This is a genomic window from Pseudomonas multiresinivorans (assembly GCF_012971725.1).
Taxonomy (GTDB): Bacteria; Pseudomonadota; Gammaproteobacteria; order Pseudomonadales; family Pseudomonadaceae; genus Pseudomonas; species Pseudomonas multiresinivorans.
Genome location: NZ_CP048833.1, coordinates 5,221,820 through 5,241,647 on the forward strand (window position 1 = coordinate 5,221,820; position 19,828 = coordinate 5,241,647).

The following is a 19,828-nucleotide window of genomic DNA, read 5'->3' on the forward strand; positions in this document are numbered from 1 at the left end:
TGAGGACATGGGTTCTCCTTTTTCTTGTCGGGGGCCTCGCGAAAAAGCGACGCGCCTCTTCAGGGGAACGGATGGGCCGCGCGCGAAATTAACCCGTGGCCGATGGCAATCGGCCACACGAAAAGGCTCTATCTCGCGACTTTCGACCGTTCCAGAGGCGTCGCGGGCGGTTCGACTTCAGGGCGCCGGGAGGGTTCCGGACTGACGCTTCCAACGACCGGGCGACTGCCCCGTCCAGCGCTGGAAAGCGCGGGAGAAACTCGCCGCCTCGGCATAGCCCAAGCACTGCGCGATGCCATGCAGATCCATCCGCGATTCGCATAGCAGGCGCTCGGCCAGACGCCGTTTGATGCCGTCATTCAGCCCCTGCAAGCTCTGCCCCTCCTGCGCCAGGCGCCGTTGCAGCGTGCGCTCGGAAAGACCCAGTCGCTCGGCCACTGCGGCAGCGCCGAGCAGGCTGGCGGAATCACGCAACAACAATTGCTGGACCTGCCGCGCGGTAGGCGTGGCAGCCAGGGTCAGCGCCAACTCTCCACAGAGGCGCTCGCAGAGCTGCTCGCCGCTGTCCCGCGCGCTGATCTGCGCTTGCGGCAACGGCGCCTGCAGGTCTTCCAGGGCAAAGAGCATGGCGTTGCGTGGCGCCTCGAACAGCGGCTCGATGCCGAAGATGTCGCGGAACACGCTGGCATCGGCTGGCGCCGGGCAGCGCAGTTCGATGGCCAGGGGCTGCAGCGGCCGCTGCAGCAATTCGCCGGACAGTTGCCAGCAACCGGCGATGCCGCGCTCCACCACGAAGGCACGGGCATCCTCGGGCAGTACGCGGTCGTCGTACACCAGCCACACCCCGCGCGCCTCCGCCTCGCTGCTCACGGGGCAAAGGGTCAGGGCCAGGCTCTGGTAACGGCCGAAGGTTTCGAAGGCTTCCTGCAGGGTGCGGCTGGCGAGCATGGTGAAACCCAGCAGCCCCAGCGACGTCAGGTGATAGCGCCGCCCGGTGGCCAAACCCAGGCCCGGCCTGTCCCTGCGCTGCAACAGGTTGCGGATCACCGCCAGCTCCTGCCACGCCTGGATGCGCCCGGCGCGCGCCTGCAGGTCGGCGGGCGAGATGGCGCTGCCCACCAGGCAATCGTCGGCGTCGATGCCTTCGTCGCGGGCGCTATCGAGCAGGTACTGCACTCCGGTGATTTCGCGGGTCTGGCGCCAGTCCATCACGAATTCCTTGTTGGCCGCTGCATGGCGGGAAAAGTCAATTTTTGGCGGACTTGATCATGGAAGAAAGTGACGGCGCTGACCATGCTTGAGGTGCCAATAACACTCACAAGAGGCTTCCCCATGTTCGAGTTCTTCTACGCGTTGCCGAGCCAGAATCGCGCCGCCGAGTACAAGCACTTCCGCATCGTCCCGGCCACCGGCGCCATCGGTGCGGACGTCAGCGACCTTGATCTGACCACCCTGGGCGACGACGGCTACGCCGAGCTGCGCCAGGCACTGCTGGCGCACAAGGTGCTGTTCATCCGCGGGCAGGACCTGAGCGTGGAAAACCTCGAAGCCGTGACCCTGCGCTTCGGTGAATTCGGCCGCGAACCCTACGTGGTCGGCATGGACGATCATCCGCACGTGGTGCGGGTGGTGAAGGAAGCCAACGAAAAGACCCCGGTGGTGTTCGGCGGCGCCTGGCACAGCGACTGGTCGTTTCAGGAGCGCCCGCCGGCTTTCACCCTGCTCTACGGCCACGACATCCCGCCTTTCGGCGGCGACACCCTCTATGCCAACCTGGCGCTGGCCTACGAATGGCTGTCGCCGAAGCTTCGTGCACAGCTGGAAACCCTCGACGCCATCCATAGCCCGGAGCGCGCCTACGGCGCGGAAGCCAAGCACAACGACCTGATGGAGAACATGGCGGTGCGCTACGGCAACCACGATGGCGAAGTGCGCTCGCACCCGCTGGTGATCAAACACCCGGAGACCGGCAAGAAGGTCCTCTACATCAACCCGGCCTACACCAGCGGCATCAAGGGCATGCGCCCGGCCGAGTCGCAGCCGCTGCTGGACTACCTGTTCGGCATCGCCACCCAGCCGGCCTTCACCTGCCGCATGCGCTGGACCGCCGGCACCCTGGCGATCTGGGACAACCGCAGCACCTGGCACTACCCGGTGTCGGACTACCACGGCATGCGCCGGGAGATGTACCGCACCACCGTGGTGGGCGAAGTGCCGAGCCGCTGAGGAGCCCGACAATGACGACCGACAATCTCCACTCCGCCGCCCACGCCCTGGCCGAGGCGCGGGCCAGCCGAACGCCCATCGCCGCGCCGGCGGCACACTATGAGCTCACCGGGCTGGACGACGCCTATCGCGTGCAGGCGCTGGGCATCGACCTCGCGCTGGCTGGTGGCGAACGCCTGGCGGGCGCCAAGGCCGGGCTGATCTCGCCGGCGATGCAGGCGGCGCTCAAGGTCGGCGAACCGATTCATGGCCGCTTGCTCGCCAGCCTGCGCTGTCGATCCGGCGCGCTTATCGCCCGCGAACGCCTGCTGCAACCGCGAATCGAGGCGGAAGTCGCCCTGCTCATCGGCCGCGACCTGCCGACGGGAGAGCTCGATCTGGCCACTTTTCGCGCCTGCATCGAAGGTGCGGTCCCGGCCATCGAGATCAACGACACCGCCGTGGCCAACTGGCAGATCGGCCTGCTCGACTCGGTGGCCGATAACCTCTGCGCGGGCCTCTACCTGACCGGCGACCAACCGGTGGCGCTGGAAAGACTGGAAGACGCCGCGCTGGCAGTGCAACTGCTCCGCAACGGCGTGCCGGCCTTCCCGCCGACCCGGACGACCCTCGGGGCGATGCTCGACATCGGCCTCTGGCTGGCGCGACGCATGGCACGCCTGGACGCGCCGCTCAAGGCGGGAGACGTCCTGCTGTGCGGAGCCCTGGCGCCGATGTCGCCGGTTGCGCCGGGGGATCTATTCGAGCTGGAAATCGAGGGGCTGGGACGCGTCGGCTGCAGCTTCGAGCAATGACGGAGAGGACGGGCCCGGTCTCTTGCAACTGCGCTCCGCGCTTCTCCCAGCGGCGTAAGGCACATCACCTGGAACCGGTTATCCGCCAGTAACTCGCGGCGGATAACGCCAGGGCGTTATTCGCCCTACGGGTTCTGTGCCCGCACGCCGCTACAACTCCGCTGCGAACCGCCCTGGATGCTCCCCCAGCAGCGTAGGGCGCATAACCTGGAACAGGTTATCCGCCGAAAACTCACGGCGGATAACGCCAAGGCGTTATTCGCCCTAGGGGTTCTGTGCCCACGCGCCGTCAGAGCTCCGCGCCGAACCGCCCTGCATGCTCGCGCAACATCCCCCGCAGCAACTGTGCAGCCGGTGACAGGTAGGCGCCCTCGCGCACGGCCAGCCCTATGGTCCGTGTCAGCGTGGTCTCGGCCAACTGCACCTCGCGCAACTGGTCCATGCCGTGCCCGCCGGCGAGCGCCTCGCGGGCGATGAAGCTGAGCAGGCGGGTACGGGCGATCAGGTTGGGCAGCATGGGAATCGCATTGGTCTCGATCTGCACCTGCGGCATAGGCAGTTGGTGGGCCTGGAAGGTGGCGTCCATCCAGCGCCGCGACGACACCCCGGTCGCCGGCAGTACCCAGCGATAGCGGCACAGGTCGGCCATGGCTACGGGTGCGTCGAAGATCGGATGGTCGCGGCTGGCGACCACTACCACCTGATCCTGCAGTAATGGCTCGCTGCTCAGTTGCGGGTCATCGACGATCCGCGAGCAGATCGCCATGTCCAGCCGCCCGCTGCGCAACGCTTCGCGCAGCACGTCGTCCTGGCCCAGCACCAGGCTCATGGTGACCTCCGGCGCACGGGCCAGAAGGTCCTCGGTGAGGCGCGGCAACAGGTACTCGGCCATGGTCGCCGCGCAGCCCAGGCGGATATTGCCTACGACACCACTGGCGAAATCGCGCACCTCGCGGCGAGTTTCCTCGATGTCCTGACGAAGTTGCCGGGCGCGCTGGAGCATCAGTTCGCCGGCCGGCGTCAGGCGAATCCGTCGGCCATCGCGCTGGAACAAGCGCGCGCCAAGGGATTCCTCCAGGCGCTGGATGCTCTTGGTCAGCGCCGGCTGGCTGCGCCCTAGGCGCTCGGCCGCGCGCCCCAGGTGGCCAAGTTCGGCGATGGTTTCGAAGTAGGCGAGATCACGCAGGTCCATGGCGGCCAACCGATAAATTTCAGGAATGGATTCATGACTATTAGAAAATAGACTTGATCGATCCGGCTACCGATAATTTCTCCGTCTTCCCCGTCCGGAGCCGTCCGTGTCCAGTCGCCCCGCCCTCTTCGTCGCCCGTATCCCCGTCAGTCTGCAATGGCTGACCCTGGCGCTCGGGGCCGCAGGCGCCGGGCAGCTGCTGACCTGGCTCGGCATCCCTGCCGCGCTGTTCCTCGGGCCCATGCTGGTGGCGATCGCCTTCGGCGTCAGCGGCGCGGAAATCCGCCTGCCGCGCAGTGCCTTCCGCCTCAGCCAGGGCTGCATCGGCCTGCTGGTCGCCCACGCCATGAGCTGGTCGGTGCTGCAGGCGATGGTCGACTCCTGGCCGCTGATGCTCAGCGCCACGCTGCTCACCGTGCTGCTGTCCGCTGCCGTCAGCTATGCCATGGTGCGTTTCGGCGGCATCCCCGGCAGCACGGCCGCCTGGGGCACCGCGCCGGGCGGCGCGGCGGCCATGGTGTCGATGGCCGAAGCCAACGGCGCCGACCCGCGCGTGGTCGCCACCATGCAGTACGTGCGGGTGGTCTGCGTGGTCATGGCCGGTGCCCTGGTCGGGCGCTTCCTCGGCATCGAGGGCGGCGGTTCAGTGGCGCACAGCACGCCGATCATCGACACCGCCACCCTGCCCGACCTGATCAACTGCCTGCTGCTGATCTTCGTCTGCACCACTGCCGGCGCGAAGCTGCCGGCCGGTCCGCTGCTGGTGCCGCTGGTGGCCGGAGCGATTCTTCAGCTCACCGGCGTGCTGCACATCACCCTGCCGCACTGGTTGCTGGCCAGCGCCTACGGCGTGATCGGCTGCTACATCGGCCTGCGCTTCGACCGCGAAAGCCTCGCCTACGTCGGGCGCCACCTGCCGGCCATGCTGGTCAGCGCACTGGCGCTGATCGCCAGCTGCGCGCTGTTCGCCTGGGCGTTGGCGGCCATCACCGGGATGGATTTCCTCTCCCTCTACCTCGCCACCAGCCCCGGCGGCCTGGATGCCATGGCGATCATCGCGGTGGACACCCATTCCGACGTCGGCCTGGTGCTGGCGATGCAGACGCTGCGGCTGTTCGTAGTGCTATTTACCGGGGTTTCCGTCGCACGCACGGTGATTCGCCTGAGCCGCGCCTGAGCCTGGGGCTGGGCCTGGGCCTGTAGGAGCAACTGTCTTCTTCGGTCAATTTGCGCCACTGAAATCCCCTCACCCCAGCCCTCTCCCGGAGGGAGAGGGAGCCGTCCGTGCCGGCTGACGCCGAAGTTTCATCCTGCACCGAACGATCCCCTCTCCCCCAGGGAGAGGTTCGGGTGAGGGGGCTCTTGATTTTGTAGGAGCGAGCTTGCTCGCGAACCGCCCAACCCTGGGGCCGCCGGCCGACTCCCTTCGCAAGCAAGCTCGCTCCTACACAACGCGCCCACCCGCGACCTTGTGCCGGCGAACCCACCCCCGCTAAGGTCGTCGCTCCTTCACCGAGCGAGCCCGCCATGGATAGCCTTCGCCACCGCCCCACTGCCTTCCACGTCACCCACTGGAGCGACGACCCATTCAGCCGCGGCGCCTACAGCACCCTGCTGCCCGGCGGCACGCCGGAGCATCGGCGCCGGCTGGGTGAGGTCCTGGGCGGCAAGCTGGTGCTGGCCGGCGAAGCCTGCAATCCCGTTGCTCCCGCCATGACCCACGGCGCCTGGGACGATGGCCTGCGCGCCGCCGAAGCGGCCATCGAAAGCGGCGCTCGCCGGGTACTGGTAATTGGCGCAGGTTTCGCCGGACTTGCTGCAGCACGCCGCCTCCGGGAGGCCGCTATCGAGTGCGTGGTGCTGGAAGCCCGTGGTCGTCTCGGCGGCCGCGTGCACAGTATTTCGCTCGGTTCGATAAAGGCAGACGAAGGCGCCGCCTGGTTGCAGCAGTTCGACGACAACGCACTCGCCGCGCACGCACAGCAACTGGGCCTGCCGTTGCAGGCAACCGATTTCAGCCACCCCCTGGCCGCTGCGGCCGACGGCCCGGTGCCGGACATCGATGCCGCCTGGGAAGCCCTGCGCGCCGGGATCGACCGCCAGTTGCCGCTGGCGGAAGGCGTCACGCGCTATCTGCAGGATCGCGACGAAGAAACCCGTCGCGCCACCCGCTTCGCCCTGGACGCCAACCTGATCCTGGAAGCCTGCCTGCCCCTGGAATCACTGTCGGTGGATGCGCTGGACGAGGAAGGTGTCGGCGCCGGCGACCGCTTCCTGCCGCAAGGCTATTCACAGCTTGTCGCGTACCTCGCCCAAGGGCTAGATATCCGCCTGAACCAGCCAGTGGCAGACATCGACTGGTCGGGGGCAAAAGTGCGGGCAGGCGACGAAAGCTGGGACTTCTGCATCTGTACCGTGCCCATCGGCGTGCTGCGCGATATTCGCTTCAATCCGCCTTTGCCGCCAGCGCAGCAGGATGCGCTGGAGCACCTGGGGATGGGGCAGCTGGAGAAGGTCGTGCTGCAATTCGAGGAGCGCTGGTGGCCGGTGTCGCCGTCGGGGTATCTGCGCTGGTACGACACGCCAGCCAGCTTCGGCGAATGGCTCGATCTCACTGAAGCAGTGGGCACGCCCACGATCGCCGGGTTGATCGCCGCAGATGCACTGGAGCGCGTATTCGCGGGGCGAACGGATGAAGAGGTCGTCGCCGCAGCCTGCTCGGCTCTGCGCGCCTGGGCCAAAGCGGTTCAGCAGAAACACCTGTAGGAGCGAGCTTGCTCGCGAACGAATTTTCCGGCGACTCCAGTGCGGGTCGGTTCGCGAGCAAGAGCTAGGCGCCCCCCTCGGTCCTACAGGGAATCCAAGCGTGGCGCTCAGAGCCCTTCCAGCGTCAGATCGACCAACCGCTCGACATAGCCCGTATCCAGCTCCTCGCCGGAAAACAGGATGCGGTACACCAGCGGCGCCATCAGCCGGTCGACGATGCGGTCGACCTCCGGCAGCTTCTCGCCGCGCCCCTTGGCCCGCAGCAGGATGATGTCGAACTGGCCGCAGGCAATCGCCATGCAGCGCCCGGAGCAGCCGCCGCCAGCGGCCAGCAGGTCGAGCACTACCGCGCGGCCGGGCACCGAGGCGGTCTCCTCCATGTACTGCTCGCCCCAGGCCAGCAGGTCGCCGCGCAGGCTGCCGGTATCGGCCGGCTCGGCATCCGGGCGGATGCGCTCCAGCGCGACATCGCCGAGCAACTCGCTGAGGTCGCCCCAGCGCCGGTAGATGGTCGAGGGCGTGACACCGGCGCGCGCCGCGATCAGCGGCACGGTCAGTTCCGCGCGGTCGCGCTCTTCCAGCAACTCCTGGACAGCCTTGTGCACCGACGCCTGCACCCGCGCGCTGCGGCCGCCCGGACGAACACCCTGATTGATTGCCATAAGCACCTTAACGCAAAGAATTTGCTTTTATCCGAAAACGGGTCCAGCATCTCGCAAAAGCAAAATCTTAGCCTTTGCGAGCTGAATCATGGCACAGACATTACCTAAAAGCGTGCCCGGCTTTTTCCCGGCTCTGCTGCTGACCGCGATCCTCATGGCCTTCCTCGCCGCCGCTGCCGCGCCCACGCCGCTCTATGCGCTGTACCGCGAGTCCTGGCAGTTCTCCCCCGCCCTGCTGACGCTGGCATTCAGCATCTACGCCGGCGGGCTGATGCTGGCGCTGCTGGTGTTCGGTTCGCTGTCGGACTACCTCGGCCGCCGCCCGCTGATCCGTGCGGCGCTGATCATCGAGTTGCTGGCGATGAGCGTGTTCCTCTACGCCAACTCGGTGGAACTGCTGATCGCCGCGCGCCTGCTGCAAGGCTTCGCCACCGGCATCGCGACCGCTGTAGTGGGCGCCGCCATGCTCGACATCGACCGCGAGCGCGGCCCGTTGATCAACAGCGTCGCGCCCATGCTTGGCATGGCGCTGGGCGCACTGGGCAGCAGCGCACTGGTGCAGTTCGGCGGCGACCCGCTGCACCGCGTCTATGTCTGGTTGCTGGCGGTGTTCGCGCTGGCACTGATGCTGCTGCGCTGGTTGCCGGAAAGCGTCAGCCCGCAGCCCGGCGCCTGGGCCTCGCTGAAGCCGCGCATCCGCATTCCCCCGCAGGCGCGCCGGGCGTTCTGGAGCGTGGCGCCGCTGAACGCCAGCCTCTGGGCGCTGGGCGGTTTCTACCTGTCGCTGGGCCCGACCCTGGCGCGCCAGGTGACCAGTCTGCAGGTGCCGATGATCGGCGGTGGGCTGGTGTCGCTGCTGTGCTTCTGCGGCGCCGTGGCGATCGTCGCGCTGCGCAACCGGCCGGCAGCGGTCATCCTGCGCCGCGGCGGACTGGCGCTGATCATTGGCCTGCTGATTACCCTGCTCGGCGTGGACTCCTCCAACCTCTGGCTGTTCTTCCTCGGCACTGCGGTGGCGGGCCTTGGCTTTGGCGGCGCCTTCCTCGGCGCATTGCGCTCGGTGGTGCCGCTGGCCCACGCCCACGAGCGCGGTGCACTGATGGCGAGTTTCTACGTGCTCAGCTACCTGGCCTTCAGCGTGCCGGCGATCCTCGCCGGGCTGGCGATCCAGCGTTATGGACTGGTCGCCACCACCAACGGCTACGCCAGCCTGCAGATTCTTGCGGCGTCGTTGGTCCTGCTGCTGTCCTTGCGCGCGCCCGCCGCGCAGAAGGCGCCGGCCTGAATCAGGCCGCCTCGCGGGCGCGCAGGAAGTCGTAGAGCGCGCGCACCGCCGGCTGCTCCAGCGCCTGGGCGGCGTGGCAAAGGCCGATGCGGCGCACGGGTAGCGGCAGGTTCAAGGTTCCGCTGCGCACGGCCGGGGCGCCGCCCAGCAACGAGGCAGGAAGGATAGCCGAGCCCAGGCCGGCACTGACCAGCCGCAGGGCAAGATTCAGGGTGCTGGCCTGCGCGACCACGGGTGCGCTGCCGTAGGCAGTCATCAAACGCTGGTGCGACGGGTGCGACGGACAGGTGATCCACGCGTCGACTGGCACAGTCTCGGCGCCGGGCGGCAGCGCCAATACGTAGGGATCGTCCCACACCGGAACGAACAGTTCGTCCTCGCAACAGAACTCCTCCGCTGCCAGCCGCGCCTCCCCCACACAGCCTTCCTCCAGGTGCAGTTGCAGGTTGGGGATCGCCTGCCGGGCCAGGCCGACGAAGCGCTCGATCTGCTCGGCGCTGATGTCCCCTTCCACGCCCAGATGCAGCGGCTGCCGCTCCGACGACTGGCGGAACAGCTTGCGCAATCCCTCCGCCTCGGCCAGCAGGGCACGGGCTCGCGGGTACAGAGTGCGCGCCGCTTCGCTGACATCCACGCCGCGCGGTTGGCGCACGAACAGCTCGGTGCCCAGGCTCTCCTCCAACTGGCGCACAGTGGCGGACAACGTGGGTTGGCTGACGAACAGGCGCTGCGCGGCAGCGGTGATGTTGCGCTCTTCGAAAACGGCGACGAAGGCGGCGAGCTGTCGAATATCCATAGGAATTCCCGATACCAGGCACAGGAATAAGCCATTTTTCAGGCAGGTAAGCGCTAAATATACTTCACTGCATCGTCCAGGCATCCAGATTTTCGATTGCAGGAGAACCACCATGAGCAAGCCCCTGATCATCGTCACCGGCGCCAGTTCCGGCATCGGCGAAGCCACCGCCCGCCTCTTTTCCCAGCAAGGTCACCCGCTGCTGCTGCTCGCCCGGCGCATCGAGCGCCTGGAAGCACTCAAGCTGCCGAACGCGCTGTGCCGTGCCGTCGATGTGACCAACCGCGAAGCCCTGCTGGCCGCCGTGGCGGAAGCCGAGAAGCGCTTCGGCCCGGCCGATGCGCTGGTGAACAACGCCGGCGTGATGCTGCTGGGCAACATGGTCGAGCAGGACCCGGCCGAGTGGGAGCGCATGCTCGACGTCAATGTGAAGGGCCTGCTCAATGGCGTGCACGCCGTGCTCAAGGGCATGGTCGAGCGCAACCAGGGCAGCGTGATCAATGTCAGCTCGGTGGCCGGGCGCAAGACCTTCCCCAACCACGTCGCCTATGTCGGCACCAAGTTCGCCGTGCATGCGATCTCCGAAAACCTGCGCGAGGAAGTGGCGGCGCACAACGTCCGCGTGGTGACCATCGCCCCCGGCGCAGTGGAAACCGAACTGCTCAGCCACACCACCGACGAGGCGATCAAGAGCGGCTACCAGGACTGGAAACGCGAGATGGGCGGCAAGGTGCTCAGCGCCGAGGACGTGGCCAACGCCATCGGCTACGCCTACAACCAGCCGCAGGGCGTGTGCATCCGCGAGATCGTCCTGGCGGCGACTCGGCAGCAGGCTTGATCGGCGCCAGGCCCGCCCAGCCCTCCCCTTGAGGGAGAGGCCCAGGAATTTGTAGGAGCGGACTCCGTCCGCGATCGGCTGATCCCATCGCCAGGATCATCCTCAGAGCGGACGATCAGACATCGCGGACGGAGTCCGCCCCTACGCTCCGATCAACCAGGTTGCCGCGCCGCCCAGCGGCGGTGCTGCTTGGCCCGGCGCAGCGTGCGCCACTGCTCCATCACCAACGTGCGCCACGGCGAGGCCTGCGGGTTGGGCGCACGGTGGGCGCCGATGCGGTGCAACTGCAACTTGACCAGCGCCATGTAGGCCAGCGCCGCCAGCGGTTTGGAGCGCCAGCGGATCGGCGGCAACTGCGGCTGGGTCTGGCTGCCGCGCTGCCAGTGCAGCACCAGCTGCGGCTCCAGCGCCAGGGCGGTGCCGATGCCGACCATGTCCAGCCCGCTGTCCAGCACCTGTTCCGCCACCGGCAGGCGCCGAATACCGCCGGTGACCATCAGCGGCATGCGCGCCGCCTCGCGCATCTCACGGGCGAATTCGAGGAAGTAGGCTTCCCGCGCCAGGGTCCGACCGTCACGGGCGTCACCCTGCATCGCCGGCGCCTCGTAGCTGCCGCCGGACAACTCGACCAGGTCGACCTTCTCGTCGTTCAGCCACTCGATCACCTGGCGCGCGTCGCTGGCGTCGAAGCCGCCGCGCTGGAAGTCCGCGGAGTTGATCTTCACCCCCACGCAGAACTCCGGCGACACCTCGGCGCGCACCGCACGCACGACCTCGAGCAACAACCGCGCACGGTTTTCCAGCGAACCGCCCCAGCGATCCTGGCGCTTGTTCGCCAGCGGTGAGAGGAATTGGCTGAGCAGATAACCGTGGGCGGCGTGGATCTGCACGCCGGTGAAGCCGGCCTGTTCGGACAACTGCGCAGCGCGGACGAAGCGCCGGATCACCTCGGCGATATCGGCCTCGGTCATCTCGCGGGCGACGGCGAACAGCTTGGAGAACTTGCCCATCTCCAGCGGCACCACCGACGGCGCGATGGCGCCCTGGCCGAGGTTGGTCTGCACCTGGCGACCGGGGTGGTTCAGCTGCAGCCAGAACTGCGCGCCGCGGGAACGGCCGATGCGTGCCCATTCGCGGAAGCGCTCCAGGTGCCGATCGTTTTCCAGCACCACACCGCCGGGGCCGGTCATGGCGCGGCCGTCGATCATCACGTTGCCGCTGAGGATCAGGCCGACGCCGCCGTCCGCCCAAGCCTGGTAAAGGCGCAGCAGCGCGGCCGAGGGCGATTGGTCGGCGTCGGCCATGTTCTCCTCCATGGCGGCCTTGGCGATACGGTTGGGGACTTCGCCGCCGTTGGGCAGGCGCAGGGGCTGGAAGGGCGACATGGCAAGGCTCCGAGGTTGTCCTGATGGGTTGTGACGGCAGCGAGGTTAAGTTTAAAGTTCACTTCAAGGTCAAGCCCCTTTCGGAGCCCAGCATGAAAATCGGTGAACTGGCCAGCCTCAGCGGCCTCGCCCCCTCGCGCATCCGCTTCTACGAAGCCAGCGGGCTGATCGCCCCGGCCCGCCGCCTGGCCAACGGCTACCGCGAGTACCCGGCAGAAACCCTCGACCTGCTGGAAATCATCCGCAGCGCCCAGCAGACCGGTTTCACCCTGGAGGAAATCCGCAGCCTGCTGCCGCACTCCAACCCCATCGAGAACGGCCACGGCGAACTGGTCGCCGGCCTGCGCCGCAAGGTCGCGGAGATCGAGGCGATGGAGCGGCAGCTGCAGCAGAACCGTTTACGCCTGCTCGAAGTGATCGAGGGTATCGAGAACAAGCCCGAGGGCATGGGTTGCGCGGCGAATGCCGAACGCATGCTGGCGGAGATGCGCGAGCGCAAGGCGCGGCGCTGACGCGGAACCTGTAGGAGCGAGCTTGCTCGCGAACCGCCTGGCCCCGGAGCTGCCTGAGAGCACCGTTCGCCGAGAACCGCAGGGCGCATGACCGGGAACAGGTAATCCGTCCGATTCACCTGTAGGAGCGAGCTTGCTCGCGAACCGTTTCGCGTCGGAGCTGCCTGGAACATCGTTCGCGAGCAAGCTCGCTCCTACAAAAAGGCTCCGCGCAAGGCGGAAGTACCGGCATTGCCGGCGCTATTTCCAACCCTCGAGTCGCAAGGTCGCCCGCACCAGCCGCTGCTCCTCCTGCTCGATCTCCCGCAGGTTGTCGCGCACGCCGTGGATATGTTCGCGGGCGGCGCGCTGGGCCTGTTCCGGCTGGCGCTCGACGATGGCGCGATACAGCCGCGCATGCTGGCGGTCGATCTGGCGCTTCTGCGGCGGGCGGTTGTAGAGGTTGTTCACCGAAGCGAACACGGTGCTGAGCATCAGTTCGTTGAGCGATTGCAGCGTGTGCACCAGAACCGGGTTGTGCGAGGCCTCGCTGATCGCCTGGTGAAAGGCATGGTCGCGCCGGGCGTGTTCGCGTGGGTCCAGCGGTTGCGGCTCGTCGAAAGCCGCATGCATTTCCTCGAAGCGCCGGCCGATCAGCAACAGATCGACCTCCGTGGCGCGCAGGGCGGCCAGCCGGGCGGACTCGCCCTCCAGCAGAGCGCGCACTTCCAGCAGGTCGTAGAGCGTGCGCGGCTGCGAGCGGAACAGGTGCATCAGCGGCGAGACGTCGTCGGCGCCGGTCAGGTCGGCAACGAACGATCCGCGCCCCTGCTCGGTATCGACGATGCCGCGTCCGCGCAACGCGCGCAGCCCTTCACGCAACGCCGAGCGCGAGCAGCCGAGCTTCTCCACCAGGCGCCGCTCCGACGGCAACGCCTGGCCGACCTTGAGCACGCCGTCGACGATCAGGCGCTCGATCTTTTCCGCCACCTGGTCGGCGACGCGCTGCTTGCCCTGCTGGATGCTGGTCATCGAACGGCTCCACAACTGGTAGGACCAGCAGGTATCCACCTGCCTCGTGCCCATCAACCCTAGCCGCCATGACTGGGCCTTTCCAGCGCAGCGGCACGCAACAACTGGTAGGACCAGTACGAAAGCCGATGGACGCCCGCGAAGCGGCGGCCGCATGTTCACGGCGCTGTGGCTCATGAAGCCCGCCTGACGGGCTCGTCCAATAACAAGATCAGAGCACCGTGGCCCATGAATATCCTCTACGACGAGCGCGTCGACGGCGCGCTGCCTGCCGTCGACAAGTCCGCCCTGCTGACCGAGCTGCGCGCGACACTGCCCGACCTCGAACTGCTGCACCGCGCCGAAGACTTGAAGCCCTACGAGTGCGACGGTCTCTCCGCCTACCGAACCGTACCGATGCTGGTGGCGCTACCCGAGCGTATCGAGCAGGTGCAGGCGCTGCTCAAGCTCTGCCATGCGCGCCAGGTGCCGGTGGTGGCGCGCGGCGCGGGCACGGGCCTGTCCGGCGGCGCGCTGCCGCTGGAGAAAGGCATCCTGCTGGTCATGGCGCGCTTCAACCGCATCCTCGAAGTGAACACCGCCGGCCGCTTCGCCCGCGTGCAGCCAGGCGTGCGCAACCTGGCGATCTCCCAGGCCGCCGCGCCGCACGGGCTTTACTACGCGCCCGATCCATCGTCGCAGATTGCCTGTTCCATCGGCGGCAACGTCGCCGAGAACGCCGGCGGCGTGCATTGCCTCAAATACGGCCTGACCGTGCACAACCTGCTGAAGGTGGACATCCTCACCGTCGAAGGCGAGCACCTGACGTTGGGCAGCGACGCCCTCGACAGCCCCGGCTTCGACCTGCTGGCCCTGTTCACCGGCTCCGAAGGCATGCTTGGCATCGTCACCGAGGTCACCGTCAAGCTGCTGCCCCGGCCGCAGGTCGCGCGGGTGCTGCTGGCCAGTTTCGATTCGGTGGAAAAGGCCGGCCGCGCGGTGGCCGACATCATCGCCGCCGGCATCATCCCCGGCGGACTGGAGATGATGGACAACCTGTCGATCCGCGCCGCCGAGGACTTCATCCACGCAGGCTACCCGGTGGACGCGGCGGCCATCCTGCTGTGCGAACTGGACGGCGTGGAAGCCGATGTGCAGGACGACTGCCAACACGTCGACGGCGTGCTGCGCGCGGCCGGCGCCACCGATGTGCGGCTGGCCTGCGACGAGGCCGAGCGCGTGCGCTTCTGGGCCGGGCGCAAGAACGCCTTCCCGGCGGTGGGGCGCATCTCCCCGGACTACTACTGCATGGACGGCACCATCCCGCGCCGCGAGCTGCCGCGCGTGCTGCATGGCATCGCCGAGCTATCAAAGGAGTTCGGCCTGCGCGTGGCCAACGTATTCCATGCCGGCGACGGCAACATGCACCCGCTGATCCTCTTCGACGCCAACGTGCCCGGCGAGCTGGAGCGCGCCGAGGCCATCGGCGGCAAGATCCTCGAACTCTGCGTGGCGGTGGGCGGCAGCATCACCGGCGAGCACGGCGTGGGGCGCGAGAAGATCAACCAGATGTGCGCGCAGTTCAACAGCGACGAACTGACCCTGTTCCATGCGGTGAAGGCGGCCTTCGACCCGGACCGCCTGCTCAACCCCGGCAAGAACATCCCAACCCTGCACCGCTGCGCCGAATTCGGCGCCATGCACGTGCACCACGGCCAGTTGCCCTTTCCCGACCTGGAGCGTTTCTGATGGCCGATGCCAGCGCCGACCTGCTCGAACAGGTGAACCAAGCGCTCCACGCTCGAACGCCGCTGCGCCTTCGCGGCGGTGACAGCAAGGCCTTCCTCGGCCGCCCGGTGAACGGCATGGAGCTGGATACCCGCGCCCATTGCGGCATCGTCAGCTACGACCCGACCGAACTGGTGCTCACCGCCCGCGCCGGCACGCCGCTGGCGGAGATCGAAGCGGCGCTGGAGGCCGCCGGGCAGATGCTGCCCTGCGAGCCACCAAACTATTCCACGGCGACCTTCGGCGGCATGGTCGCGGCCGGGCTCTCCGGCCCGCGCCGGCCCTGGTCCGGCTCGGTGCGTGACTACGTGCTGGGCACGCGGGTGATCACCGGCCACGGCAAGCTGCTGCGCTTTGGCGGCGAGGTGATGAAGAACGTCGCCGGCTATGACCTCTCCCGCTTGCTCGCCGGCAGTTTCGGCTGCCTTGGGCTCATCACCGAAGTGTCGATGAAGGTGCTGCCCAAACCCCGGATGTGCGCCAGCCTGCGCCTGGGAATGGACGTTCACCAGGCGCTGGGAGAACTGGCGGAATGGGGCGCGCAACCGATCCCGATCACCGCCGCCTGCTACGACGGAACGGCGCTGTATTTACGCCTGGAGGGCGGCGAAGGCTCCGTGTGTTCCGCACGCCTGCGCCTGGGTGGCGAGGAGATCGACAGCAGCTACTGGCAGGACCTGCGCGAGCAACGCCTGAGTTTCTTCGCCGGCCCTGGCACGCTGTGGCGGCTGTCACTGCCCAATGCAACGCCGGCGCTGTCCCTGCCGGGCGAACAGTTGATCGACTGGGGCGGCGCGCAACGCTGGCTGAAGTCCGACGCGGACGCCGAGCTGATCCGCCACAGCGTCGCCGAAGTCGGCGGTCATGCCACCTGCTACGCACCGGGTGACGGCGTATTCCACCCGCTGCCCGCCGCCCTGCTGCGCTATCACCGCAACCTCAAGCAGCAGCTCGACCCACAGGGCATCTTCAACCCCGGCCGGATGTACAGGGAGCTCTGATGCAAACCAACCTGAGCGAACAGGCCAGGCACCTGCCGCGCGCCGAGGAAGCCGAGCGTATCCTGCGCTCCTGCGTGCACTGCGGCTTCTGCACCGCCACCTGCCCGACCTACCAGTTGCTGGGCGACGAACTGGACGGCCCGCGCGGGCGCATCTACCTGATCAAGCAGGTGCTCGAAGGCGTTGATCCCAGCGCCAGCACCCGCGAACACCTGGACCGCTGCCTGAGCTGCCGCAATTGCGAAAGCACCTGCCCGTCCGGCGTGGATTACCACAACCTGCTGGACATCGGCCGCGCGGTGGTCGAGGAGCAGGTGCCGCGAACCTTCGGCGAGCGCGCGATGCGTCGCGGCCTGCGCGCCGTGGTGCCGAACGCCGCGCTGTTCGGCGCGCTGGCCAAGGCCGGGCGGACCTTCTACCCATTGTTGCCGGAAAGCCTGCAAAGCAAGCTGCCGCGCCATCCGCATCCGCCCGTGGAGCGCCCGAAACCACGCCACACCCGGCGCATGCTGATGCTCGAAGGTTGCGTGCAACCGGCACTTTCCCCCAATACCAATGCCGCCGCCGCGCGGGTGCTGGATCGCCTGGGTATCAGCGTGATCCCGGCAGCGGATGCCGGTTGCTGCGGCGCCGTTGACTATCACCTGAACGCCCAGGACGACGGGCTGGACCGCGCCCGGCGCAACATCGACGCCTGGTGGCCGTCCATCGAAGCCGGCGCCGAAGCCATCGTGCAGACCGCCAGCGGTTGTGGCGCCTTCGTCCGCGACTACGGCCACCTGCTGGAACGCGACACCGCCTACGCCGCAAAGGCGAAGCGGATCAGCGAGCTGTCCCGCGACCTCTCCGAAGTGCTGCGCGACGAACCGCTGGAAGAACTGCACCTGCAGGGCGATCGCCGTCTGGCCTTCCACTGCCCCTGCACCTTGCAGCATGCGCTGAAGCTTGGTGGTGCTGTGGAAAGCGTGCTCACGCGCCTGGGCTTCAGCCTCACCGGCGTGCCGGACAGCCACCTGTGCTGCGGCTCCGCGGGCACCTATTCGCTGACTCAGCCGGCGCTGTCCAGGCGGCTGCGCGACAACCGGATGCAGGCACTGGAAAGCGGTAACCCCGAGGTCATCGTCACCGCCAACATCGGCTGCCAGACGCATCTCGGCGGCGCGGGACGCACGCCAGTTCGGCACTGGATCGAACTGGTGGAGGAAGCGCTGGCCGACGCGCCGCAACCCCACTCTCAAGGCGAGGTGCAAGCATGCTCAACAAAGCCGTTCTGACCCAGCAGGAGGTCGGCCGCATCCTCGCCGCCGCCCGCGATGAGGCGCAGCGCAATCACTGGGCGGTGTCCATCGTGGTAGTGGACGACGGCGGCCACCCGCTGGCCCTGGAACGCCTCGACGGCTGCGCCCCGGCCAGTGCCTACATCGCCACCGAAAAGGCCCGCAGCGCGGCGCTGGGCCGGCGCGAGACCAAGGGCTACGAGGACATGGTCAACAACGGCCGCGTGGCCTTCGTCAGTGCGCCGCTGATCACTTCGCTCGAAGGCGGCGTGCCGGTTGTCGTCGAAGGCCAGGTGATCGGCGCGGTCGGCGTCTCCGGGGTGAAAGCCGGGGAGGACGCGCAGGTCGCCAGCGCAGGCGTGGCGGCGCTGTGAAGTCGTCCACGCGGCTCTGGCGGCAGGTGCCCAGCGGCCGGGTTGCGGTCGCCGTCGGCTTCGAGCGAGCCGGCGGCGACGCCCGCGACAGCTTGCCCGCATCGTTGTTCAAAAGCCCCGTTACGCGCCGCGTGCCGGGGCTTTTTCCATGGGCGCCGGCACATCGCCGACCGCCGTCCAACGCACCACCCAAGAGAGTTATCCACCGCTGACGCTTTGCCGTGTGCATCCACAACAACAAGGGACAATCCCCATGCAAACCTGGCAGCAGCTCTACACACCGCTTGGCAGCCTCGGGCTGTCGGCACTGGCGGCCCTCGTGCCGATCATCTTCTTCTTCCTCGCCCTGGCGGTGTTCCGCCTGAAGGGGCATGTCGCCGGCGCGATCACCCTGGTGCTGTCATTGCTGGTCGCGGTATTCGTCTACCACATGCCGGTGGACAAGGCCCTGGCGTCGGCGGTCTACGGCTTCTTCTACGGGCTCTGGCCGATCGCCTGGATCATCGTCGCGGCGGTGTTCCTCTACAAGCTGACGGTTAAGAGCGGGCAGTTCGAGATCATCCGCAGCTCGGTACTGTCGATCACCACCGACCAGCGTTTGCAGGTGGTGCTGATCGGCTTCTCCTTCGGCGCGTTCCTCGAAGGCGCGGCGGGCTTCGGCGCACCGGTGGCGATCACCGCGGCGCTGCTGGTCGGCCTGGGCTTCAACCCGCTGTATGCGGCAGGGCTGTGCCTGATCGCCAACACCGCGCCGGTAGCCTTCGGTGCGTTGGGTATCCCGATCATCGTCGCCGGGCAGGTGTCGGGCGTGGACGCCTTCAAGATCGGAGCCATGGCCGGGCGGCAGTTGCCGATCCTGTCGGTGATCGTGCCGTTCTGGCTAGTGGCGATGATGGACGGCTGGCGCGGAATCCGCGAAACCTGGCCAGCGCTGCTGGTGGCCGGCGGCACCTTCGCGATCAGCCAGTTCCTCACCTCCAACTTCATCGGCCCGGAACTGCCGGACATCACCTCCGCGCTGCTGAGCATGGTCTGCCTGACGTTGTTCCTGCGGGTGTGGCAACCGGTAAACCTGCGCGAAACGGAGTTCTCCAGCATCAATGCCGACGGCAGCGCGACACTGGGCAACTTCGGCGGCGGCGGCCCGCGCCAGGAATCGCAGTACAGCCTGGGGCAGATCATCAAGGCCTGGTCGCCGTTCCTGATCCTGACGGTGCTGGTGACGATCTGGACCATGAAGCCGTTCAAGGCGCTGTTCCTGCCCGGCGGCGCGCTGGAGAGCTGGGTGGCGGTGATTGCCGTGCCCTACCTCGACCAGCTTGTCCTGAAGGCCGCCCCTATCGTCGCCAACCCGACACCCATGCCGGCGATCTACAAGTTCGACCTGGTGTCGGCCAGCGGCACGGCTATCTTCATTTCGGCGCTGATTTCGATGGCCATCCTGCGCATCGACTCCAAGAGCGGCGCGGCGACCTTCCGCGATACGCTGCTGGAGCTGAAATGGCCGGTGCTGACCATCGGCATGGTGCTGGCCTTCGCTTTCGTCACCAACTACTCGGGCATGTCCACCACGCTGGCGCTGGTGCTGGCCGGAACCGGCGCGGCCTTCCCGTTCTTCTCGCCGTTCCTGGGCTGGCTGGGGGTGTTCCTCACCGGCTCGGACACGTCATCCAATGCCCTGTTCGGCTCGCTGCAGGCGACCACCGCGCACCAGCTCGGCGTGAGCGACACGCTGCTGGTGGCGGCCAACACCACCGGCGGAGTCACCGGCAAGATGATCTCGCCACAGTCGATCGCCGTGGCCTGCGCGGCCACCGGGATGGTCGGCCGGGAGTCGGACCTGTTCCGCTTCACGGTCAAGCACAGCCTGATCTTCGCGGCGTTCATCGGCTTGATCACGCTGGCGCAGGCGTATGTGTTCACGGGGATGTTGGTGCACTGA

18 protein-coding genes are annotated in these 19,828 nt (G+C 67.5%); 12 read left to right on the top strand and 6 right to left on the bottom strand.

Annotated features, from left to right (window positions below):
- Positions 1-177: 177 nt before the first annotated feature.
- Positions 178-1,209: an AraC family transcriptional regulator gene (locus tag G4G71_RS23950; RefSeq protein ID WP_169940699.1), complete on the bottom strand. Its 1,032-nt coding sequence runs from the start codon at positions 1,207-1,209 to the stop codon at positions 178-180.
- 123 nt (positions 1,210-1,332) lie between these two features.
- On the opposite strand from G4G71_RS23950, the gene G4G71_RS23955 reads away from it, so the two are divergent.
- Together G4G71_RS23955 and G4G71_RS23960 are read left to right on the top strand one after the other, a co-directional pair.
- On the top strand, positions 1,333-2,226 hold the full coding sequence (locus G4G71_RS23955) for a TauD/TfdA dioxygenase family protein (RefSeq protein WP_169940700.1): 894 nt from the start codon (positions 1,333-1,335) through the stop codon (positions 2,224-2,226).
- Between the two features lie 11 nt (positions 2,227-2,237).
- On the top strand, positions 2,238-3,020 hold the full coding sequence (locus tag G4G71_RS23960) for a 2-keto-4-pentenoate hydratase (protein ID WP_169940702.1): 783 nt from the start codon (positions 2,238-2,240) through the stop codon (positions 3,018-3,020).
- A 289-nt stretch (positions 3,021-3,309) separates the two neighbouring features.
- On the opposite strand, the gene G4G71_RS23965 is transcribed toward G4G71_RS23960, so the two are convergent.
- Complete coding sequence (locus G4G71_RS23965) at positions 3,310-4,212, bottom strand: LysR family transcriptional regulator (RefSeq protein WP_064979649.1); 903 nt, start codon at positions 4,210-4,212, stop codon at positions 3,310-3,312.
- Positions 4,213-4,318: 106 nt separating this feature from the next.
- Here G4G71_RS23965 and G4G71_RS23970 point away from each other — a divergent pair, with 106 nt between their 5' ends.
- On the top strand, positions 4,319-5,389 hold the full coding sequence (locus G4G71_RS23970; protein WP_169940704.1) for an AbrB family transcriptional regulator: 1,071 nt from the start codon (positions 4,319-4,321) through the stop codon (positions 5,387-5,389).
- 350 nt (positions 5,390-5,739) lie between these two features.
- Positions 5,740-6,978 (top strand): flavin monoamine oxidase family protein, encoded by a 1,239-nt coding sequence (locus G4G71_RS23975; protein ID WP_169940705.1) that lies wholly within the window; start codon positions 5,740-5,742, stop codon positions 6,976-6,978.
- A 107-nt stretch (positions 6,979-7,085) separates the two neighbouring features.
- On the opposite strand, the gene G4G71_RS23980 is transcribed toward G4G71_RS23975, so the two are convergent.
- A complete protein-coding gene (locus G4G71_RS23980) occupies positions 7,086-7,640 on the bottom strand; it encodes a TetR/AcrR family transcriptional regulator (protein WP_169940707.1) in 555 nt (184 codons plus the stop codon).
- Between the two features lie 88 nt (positions 7,641-7,728).
- Between G4G71_RS23980 and G4G71_RS23985 the strand changes: the two genes are divergently transcribed.
- Entirely contained in the window at positions 7,729-8,925 is a 1,197-nt protein-coding gene (locus tag G4G71_RS23985; RefSeq protein ID WP_169940709.1) for an MFS transporter, read from the top strand.
- A gap of 1 nt (position 8,926) precedes the next feature.
- Here the strand turns inward: G4G71_RS23985 and G4G71_RS23990 are convergent, their stop codons facing one another.
- Positions 8,927-9,721 carry a LysR family transcriptional regulator gene (locus tag G4G71_RS23990; RefSeq protein ID WP_169940711.1) on the bottom strand — a complete coding sequence of 265 codons (795 nt, stop codon included), beginning with the start codon at positions 9,719-9,721 and terminating at the stop codon, positions 8,927-8,929.
- 112 nt (positions 9,722-9,833) lie between these two features.
- On the opposite strand from G4G71_RS23990, the gene G4G71_RS23995 reads away from it, so the two are divergent.
- Positions 9,834-10,559: an SDR family oxidoreductase gene (locus G4G71_RS23995; protein WP_169940713.1), complete on the top strand. Its 726-nt coding sequence runs from the start codon at positions 9,834-9,836 to the stop codon at positions 10,557-10,559.
- A gap of 152 nt (positions 10,560-10,711) precedes the next feature.
- On the opposite strand, the gene G4G71_RS24000 is transcribed toward G4G71_RS23995, so the two are convergent.
- Positions 10,712-11,944, bottom strand: a complete 1,233-nt coding sequence (locus G4G71_RS24000; RefSeq protein WP_169940715.1) for an NADH:flavin oxidoreductase/NADH oxidase family protein — start codon at positions 11,942-11,944, stop codon at positions 10,712-10,714.
- 92 nt (positions 11,945-12,036) lie between these two features.
- On the opposite strand from G4G71_RS24000, the gene G4G71_RS24005 reads away from it, so the two are divergent.
- Positions 12,037-12,456 (top strand): MerR family transcriptional regulator, encoded by a 420-nt coding sequence (locus G4G71_RS24005; RefSeq protein WP_169940717.1) that lies wholly within the window; start codon positions 12,037-12,039, stop codon positions 12,454-12,456.
- A 240-nt stretch (positions 12,457-12,696) separates the two neighbouring features.
- Here the strand turns inward: G4G71_RS24005 and glcC are convergent, their stop codons facing one another.
- Positions 12,697-13,467 (bottom strand): transcriptional regulator GlcC, encoded by a 771-nt coding sequence (gene glcC / locus G4G71_RS24010; RefSeq protein WP_169940719.1) that lies wholly within the window; start codon positions 13,465-13,467, stop codon positions 12,697-12,699.
- 228 nt (positions 13,468-13,695) lie between these two features.
- Between glcC and glcD the strand changes: the two genes are divergently transcribed.
- The 5 genes from glcD to G4G71_RS24035 all read left to right on the top strand — a co-directional run bounded on the left by glcD (position 13,696) and on the right by G4G71_RS24035 (position 19,828).
- Positions 13,696-15,195, top strand: coding sequence for a glycolate oxidase subunit GlcD (gene glcD / locus G4G71_RS24015; protein ID WP_169940721.1), 1,500 nt, complete (start codon positions 13,696-13,698; stop codon positions 15,193-15,195).
- The gene (gene glcE, locus G4G71_RS24020) at positions 15,195-16,235 is read left to right on the top strand and encodes a glycolate oxidase subunit GlcE (RefSeq protein ID WP_169940723.1); all 1,041 of its coding nucleotides are present in this window, start codon (positions 15,195-15,197) and stop codon (positions 16,233-16,235) included. The genes glcD and glcE overlap by 1 nt, the downstream gene beginning before the upstream one ends.
- The gene (gene glcF, locus G4G71_RS24025; RefSeq protein WP_169940725.1) at positions 16,235-17,509 is read left to right on the top strand and encodes a glycolate oxidase subunit GlcF; all 1,275 of its coding nucleotides are present in this window, start codon (positions 16,235-16,237) and stop codon (positions 17,507-17,509) included. Before glcE ends, glcF begins: the two co-directional genes overlap by 1 nt.
- The gene (locus G4G71_RS24030) at positions 17,488-17,886 is read left to right on the top strand and encodes a heme-binding protein (protein ID WP_024764357.1); all 399 of its coding nucleotides are present in this window, start codon (positions 17,488-17,490) and stop codon (positions 17,884-17,886) included. The genes glcF and G4G71_RS24030 overlap by 22 nt, the downstream gene beginning before the upstream one ends.
- A 253-nt stretch (positions 17,887-18,139) precedes the next feature.
- The gene (locus tag G4G71_RS24035; RefSeq protein ID WP_169940727.1) at positions 18,140-19,828 is read left to right on the top strand and encodes a lactate permease LctP family transporter; all 1,689 of its coding nucleotides are present in this window, start codon (positions 18,140-18,142) and stop codon (positions 19,826-19,828) included.